This is a genomic window from Candidatus Melainabacteria bacterium RIFOXYA2_FULL_32_9 (assembly GCA_001784615.1).
GTDB lineage: Bacteria > Cyanobacteriota > Vampirovibrionia > Gastranaerophilales > UBA9579 > UBA9579.
Genome location: MFRQ01000116.1, coordinates 1 through 6,541 on the forward strand (window position 1 = coordinate 1; position 6,541 = coordinate 6,541).

Annotated in this window: 4 protein-coding genes and 1 tRNA gene; 4 read left to right on the plus strand and 1 reads right to left on the minus strand. The window is 31.9% G+C overall.

All coding sequences use genetic code 11. From position 1 onward, the window contains the following. The first annotated feature begins 468 nt into the window (after positions 1 to 468). The 4 genes from A2255_10360 to A2255_10375 all read left to right on the plus strand — a co-directional run bounded on the left by A2255_10360 (position 469) and on the right by A2255_10375 (position 6,176). Positions 469 to 4,215, plus strand: a complete 3,747-nt coding sequence (locus A2255_10360; GenBank protein ID OGI18165.1) for a hypothetical protein — start codon at positions 469 to 471, stop codon at positions 4,213 to 4,215. A 238-nt stretch (positions 4,216 to 4,453) separates the two neighbouring features. Beyond that, complete coding sequence (locus A2255_10365; GenBank protein OGI18166.1) at positions 4,454 to 4,861, plus strand: hypothetical protein; 408 nt, start codon at positions 4,454 to 4,456, stop codon at positions 4,859 to 4,861. Beyond that, positions 4,846 to 5,031 (plus strand): hypothetical protein, encoded by a 186-nt coding sequence (locus A2255_10370; GenBank protein ID OGI18167.1) that lies wholly within the window; start codon positions 4,846 to 4,848, stop codon positions 5,029 to 5,031. Before A2255_10365 ends, A2255_10370 begins: the two co-directional genes overlap by 16 nt. Before the next feature lie 230 nt (positions 5,032 to 5,261). Then, positions 5,262 to 6,176, plus strand: a complete 915-nt coding sequence (locus tag A2255_10375) for an arginine deiminase (protein OGI18168.1) — start codon at positions 5,262 to 5,264, stop codon at positions 6,174 to 6,176. 108 nt (positions 6,177 to 6,284) lie between these two features. Here the strand turns inward: A2255_10375 and A2255_10380 are convergent. Next, positions 6,285 to 6,360 (minus strand) — tRNA-Val (locus A2255_10380). Positions 6,361 to 6,541 lie beyond the last annotated feature (181 nt).

Sequence of the window (6,541 nt, forward strand, 5' to 3'; positions counted from 1 at the left end):
ACTAAGGGTGCGCACAGTCTTTATCCGTTCAAACAATTTTTAACCACTCAACTATTTTATCTATAAAACTAAACTCATCATACAAGGGTGCGCAATACGTACCGTTAAATAAATAAACTGCCCGGGCTCCCTAGTAATTTAGTGGTAGACAATACCGGGCTCAAACCAGAGGCTTCTTAAATGCCATCTTACAAGGTTTTTGGGATTAAGGTAAGCAATAATTTCCAATGATTTTACATAGTCATTACGGAAATATTGTGGATTTTAACTCACCAATAAGACAAAAGCTAGCAGCATAAAGGTTAAAATTGCAGAAAATACCAAATTATTATAGGGCATAATATATGTACGATATTAATTAGGGTAGCAATAATGATATTCAATATTTTCAAAATATTAACATCGAATAATCAAGCTGATGGGTTTCAGCCCACCCTACATACTATTGACCTGCTTATGTTGTAAAATATGTTTAGGCAACTATTTAATATTGGATTCGTAATCCAGCCATTGTCTGACATAAAAAGTTTATTTGCGGTGGATAAAAAAATTGACAATATAAAACAGAAAAATAATAAGAAAGCGGCTTCTTCCAGTGTGAAGAAATCTCAAATTAGCCCTGTAAAATGGGGAACCGTCTGGATTTTATCATTGAAACAGCTATATTCTGAAAGAGGCATTGCTTTTTCGAGAATATACAGCATTCCAGCGGTAAAAGAGCTAAAAATTACAGATAATGAAGTAATAGCTCAAGTAAAAGATGCAAACTCTCAATTTTATAAACTCAAAATAAATCTTGAAAAAGCTGATGAAATTGTGAGAGCACAGATAAAGAATTTTATTTGTTCAAATCCTTCTGTAGCTTTAGAAGTTGGCTTTGGGCATCTCCCTGAATCCTTTATGGATTTCATCGATGATTTGGGTATTTTCCCACAAAATTTAGATGAGATAAAAATATCCTGTTCCTGTCGAAGAGAGTTTAATTGTTCGCATGTTGAATCTGTTTATGCTGTTCTCGAACGGGAAATTAACAAAAATCCTTTTATAATATTTAACCTAAGAGGGATTTCTGCTGTTGAGCTAATGGAAGTAGCCAGTGCCGTTAACGGACTTGAGACAAAAGTAAAAAAGGATATTAATAGCAAGTTTGTCCCAATAGGTGAATATATTTATAATGAAGAAAATTTTGCATGTAAAGAGGATTTTTCATTTCCTGCAACGGATCTTAATTCTTTATTTTCTCTTTTGCCTGCAAATCCGATATTTTTTGAACGGAGAGATTTCAAATCCAAATTGTTAGATATCTATGAGACCGTTCAATCCGAATTGGACTCTATACTTGTTAAAGGAAAACTCCCTCCCATAAGGAATACTGAATTTTACTTGTATTATACCAATGATAATGTCCTTAAAGCTTTTATTACTCCTGCAAATAATTTTCTGTATTACCTGAAATCTAAAGGCTCTCTTTTTCGTTATTCTATTCAGAAATTAACTGTACCGGTAATCGATAAAAACGAACAGAAGATTATATTACAGGAGAAAGAGGGCATAAGTTTACTTGCTGAAACTGTTTTTGAATACTTCTTATATTATTCATTGAGTGAATCGAATGATGAAATTTCTCCATCTTCAATATTTTTAAACCAAACAGCTTCTCTTGCAGTTGCTCTGGTCAAATCTTTATCTTTTGTGCCGGAAGTTATTATGCACGATAATGGTGATTTTACTGTCAGGTATGTTCCTTTAGGCGATATTGAAGAAATACTTAATTCTCATAAATCCCGTATGCCTGCAAATCTTGCATTTAAAGACAAAGGATGTAAAATTCTAGCTCAGGATGGTTCTTATGACATTTTGTCAATTTTTATAACCTATATTATTCATAAATTGACATTTTTAAAATCATCTAAATTAAAAAGCTGTAGTATTACTAATATTTTTACCAAACCGCAACCTTTAAGTGCGATTTCTCCGAAAGGAAAAAACATTGCTGCAAGCATTTCTTATTGGCTGGACGTACTTTCTATTAGAAATAAGAATATTAGTCCTATTATTCGGGTTGAATCGTGTGAGAATCAGGATAATAATTTTACTATTCATATAGATATTATTAATCATAAAACCACGGATATTATCGATCTTTCAAAACTGTTCGAAAACAAAGAAGAGATATTTTCGATGAGTTCTCAACAGATTAGGTCTGAAATTTCAGGGCAAATTCTTGTAGCATCTAATTATATGCCTGTGTTAAGAGAAATTTTAGATTCAAAAGGCTTAATGTCTCCTTCTATTGATTTAAAAGAAATATTAGATCTAATATCAAGAACTTCTATTGTTTTAAGTGCTCTTGGTATAAAAATAGTACTGCCTAAAGGGTTAAGAAATTTACTTTCCCCACGTGTTGTATTAAAAGCAATGACAAAAGATTCGAAAAATATTGACATAAGCACTTTCTTTGAAGAGGATAACAGTTCACATCTTTCTCTTAAGAATTTATTGGATTTTTCATATGAAATTGCAATCGGGGAAGAAAAATTATCAAAAGAAGAGTTTCTGGAACTTGTAAAATCAGCTGAGGGAATTGTTAAGTATAAAGATCAATATATTATGCTAAATCCCCAAGAGATAAAGTTAATCCTTAAAAAAATTGATAATACTGCACCTGAAATTTCATCTCCAATGGAATTGCTGCATTCCGCATTGTCGGGCTTTTATAATGATATTGGCTTTGACATTGATGATACATTTAAAAGATTAATTAATGATTTTATTAAAATTGATGAAATCACTATTCCGATAGGTTTAAAGGGGACACTGCGTCCATATCAGGAGAGAGGATTTAAGTGGCTATATTCAAATACAATGCGGGGATTTGGATCCTGCATTGCAGATGATATGGGTCTTGGAAAAACAATTCAGGTCATAAGTCTGATTTTGAAATTAAAAGAAGACGACAAACTTAATAAACCAGCTCTGGTTATTTGTCCGACAACTCTTGTAGGTAACTGGTACAAAGAGTGTGCCAGATTTGCCCCATCTTTGAAAGTGCATATCTATCATGGAACCGAACGCATTCTTGATTTTGATAGCGCTGATGTTATCATTACAACATATGGACTTCTGAGAAATGAAATAGGCAGTTTTGAAGACAAAAATTGGGATATAGTAATTATTGATGAAGCACAAAATATAAAAAATCCTGCTGCAGCTCAAACTATTGCTGTAAAATCTGTAAAAACTAAAACATATATTGCTATGACAGGAACTCCTGTTGAAAATCGACTGAGCGAATTATGGAGTATTTTTGATTTTATTAATAAAGGATATCTTGGGAATATAACAAGCTTTCAGCGGAACTATGCTATACCAATAGAAAAACATCGGGATGTTGAAAAAATAGAAAAACTCAGGCTTGCAACTTCGCCTTTTGCACTCCGAAGGCTAAAAAATGACAAATCAATCATAACAGATTTACCCGAAAAAATTGTTTTTGATGAATATTGCTATCTTACAAAGGAGCAAGCTGCACTTTATGAAAAAGTGCTAGAAACTTCATTTAAATCAATTGAGACTAAAACAGGAATTCAACGAAGAGGACAGATTTTTAAACTCATTACCTCGTTAAAACAGATATGCAACCATCCTACTCAATTTACTAAAATTGACAGGCTATCAAAAGATTTATCCGGTAAGACAGAAAAGGCATTCTCTATAATTGAACAAGTATTCGAGCAAAATGAGAAAGCAATAATTTTTACCCAGTATAAAGAAATGGGTGATTTGCTTATAAATATGTTAAAAGATGAATTTAATATGAATATTCCTTTCTTCCATGGGTCTGTTTCACGTACACAAAGAGATAAGATGGTTGAAGAATTCCAGTTCAATGATGACATAAAGCTTATGGTTATTTCATTAAAAGCTGGAGGACTAGGCCTTAATCTCACCTCAGCGACAAATGTAATTCACTATGATCTATGGTGGAACCCGGCTGTAGAAGATCAGGCTACGGATAGAACATATAGAATAGGCCAGACCCAGAATGTAATTATTCATAGATTAATTACATTAGGCACTTTTGAAGAAAAAATTGATGAGATGATTAAATCCAAAAGAGAACTGGCCAATTTGACAGTCTCAACCGGTGAAAAATTAATTACAGAACTTTCCAATCAGGAATTAAAAGAAATATTCAGTTTATCAAGAATATAAACCAATCTTTTCCGTGTGGGCTAAAGCTTGCCTTACTAGACTATTGTCAGTGCACATCCTACGGGCTTTTGGGATTAAAATACAAACTCTATGATTTTATATAGTCATTACGAAAGAAACTTTTAATTTTGTTGGGTCAACTTGACCCAACCTACTAAACTGTCAAGATCCTAATGGTGATTGTGGTGATATAGTCGATATCTACCGTCCAAAATGGCTTCCTGACAGGTATTAATATTTGTTTTATAATAAAGCTATGAAAATATTGTCTGAAATCCTAATTGTAATTTTAAAAATATCATTATGCCTGTTTCTTACACTTGTTTTGGGTATTTGGTCAGGAATAGTTGTCTTTGCTGATCAATATGACTGGCAGATAATATTATATTTAACTTTATCAAGCTTAACTATAATGGGCATTTGGCTAGTATTTTTCATAAAGATGAAGAAAATTACTAAATTAGTTTATTTAGTTTTGTTCATTTCATACCTTTTTATTCCTAAAACTTTACCTTCTGTTATGAAGCAATTTAACATTGATAGTTGCTTAGATAGCGGTGGCTGTTGGGATTTAATACGAGATAGATGTAAAATGAGAGATCAAGGAAAATGTGTAATAACTTCAGAAGAATGCAAAAGCCAATAGCCTATGGGGGTAAAACCTCCTTAAAATGCGATTTATTATTTACTGAATTTTTTAATCATACTGACAGTATTTTGTCATTACGGAAATATTACATAAAACCCAAAATTCCACAAAATAAAGAACCGCCCGAAACTCAACTCTGGCGGTTTATTTGGACATTGCAGTCTTGACAGCATTATTCTCTTAATTTAGGCTCCATTTTTAATATGAAAAATAAATTTGATTTATTACTCAATAAATTTACTTAGATATATTAGATATTACCTTAATAATAACTTTATAATACTCTAATTTTGTTAATGGGAAATAATCCTAATTTTACAGGTATTAGTAATGATAAAGGCAATATAGTTAATTGCTTTTTAAGGTTGCGATATTTAAATTAAAGAATAGGTTAATTATGGTAAATTATGGTTGTGAAAAATTAGGAAAACTCAGGAAAGTTCTTCTCCACAAACCAGTTAATTCCTTAAAACTTTTGAATTCGGATAATTACCAATACTATTTATTTGATAAAGTTCCAAATACAGACAAATTTCTTGAAGAGCATGATTCGTATGCAAATCTTCTAAAATCATTAGGAATAGAAGTCCTGGAACTTGCTGATTATGTTGTAAAGAATAAAGACTTAATTGAAAAGCTGCCTAATTTAGTATATATGCATGATAGTTCAGTTATAACTTGTGATGGTGCGATAATATCTAGAATGTGTCCGGGAGGCCGGCATCTTGAAGATATTGTTGTAAAAGAGGCTCTGAAAAATCTAGAAATCCCTGTTTTTTATGAATTTGATAATAATGACAGATTTGAAGGTTTATTATTGTTATCTTCTGAAACAATTCTTGTTGCAAACACAGAAAGACATTGCATTAAGTCGATAGAAAAATTCATTTCTAAAGCTTTAAATAAATTTAAAGAAGTTATTTATGTTGAAATTCCAAAAATGAGACGTTTTATGCATCCAGATATGATCTTTAACAGAATAAGCCCTGATCTCGCTTTAGTTTATCCTCCCGCATTCTTGCATACATACCTGATTACCAAAGATAAAAGAGAAGAAATTGATTTTAGCTCATTCATGAACAAAAGAGGAACAGAATTAATTGAAATTTCTGATGAAGAGCAAATGCTATGGGGATCAAGCTTTGTACCTCTTGAACCTGATGTAATAATTAATTATGATATTTCTCTTAATGCAAAGACAAAAAGAAAATTATTTAAAAGAGGAGTTAAAATCATAGGATTCCATCCAAATGATCTTTTAGCCGGAGGAGGAAGTCTTAGATGTTTAACTCTGAGATTACTACGAGAGTAGAGAATGTGAATAGCGTAGCTATAAGTATTTAAAGATAACAGATATTTAAAAATTTTCTATAACCAAAAAAACAAAAAACTTTCGAAACATCGAAAGCCTTACAAATAGTGGTGGGCAATACTGGACTCGAACCAGTGACCCCTTGAATGTCGATCAAGTGCGCTACCAACTGCGCCAATTGCCCATCAATTATGAAAATATTATAAAAATTAAGCTTTATTTTTATAAGTTTAAGGAGTTCGCTCTTGCTGTGCACGAAAACTTATTATTGTAAGAACGATTTTATTATATTCATGCTTTTAAAAAAAGGCGGCACCCAGATTTGAACTGGGGATAAAGGTTTTGCAGACCTCTGCCTTACCACT

What these genes read in the sequence shown, in the direction of transcription:
- A2255_10370 (OGI18167.1), top strand. Translation starts at nt 4,846, where the DNA reads ATGCAAAAGCCAATAGCCTATGGGGGTAAAACCTCCTTAAAATGCGAT.
- A2255_10375 (OGI18168.1), top strand. Translation starts at nt 5,262, where the DNA reads ATGGTAAATTATGGTTGTGAAAAATTAGGAAAACTCAGGAAAGTTCTT.
- A2255_10360 (OGI18165.1), top strand. Translation starts at nt 469, where the DNA reads ATGTTTAGGCAACTATTTAATATTGGATTCGTAATCCAGCCATTGTCT.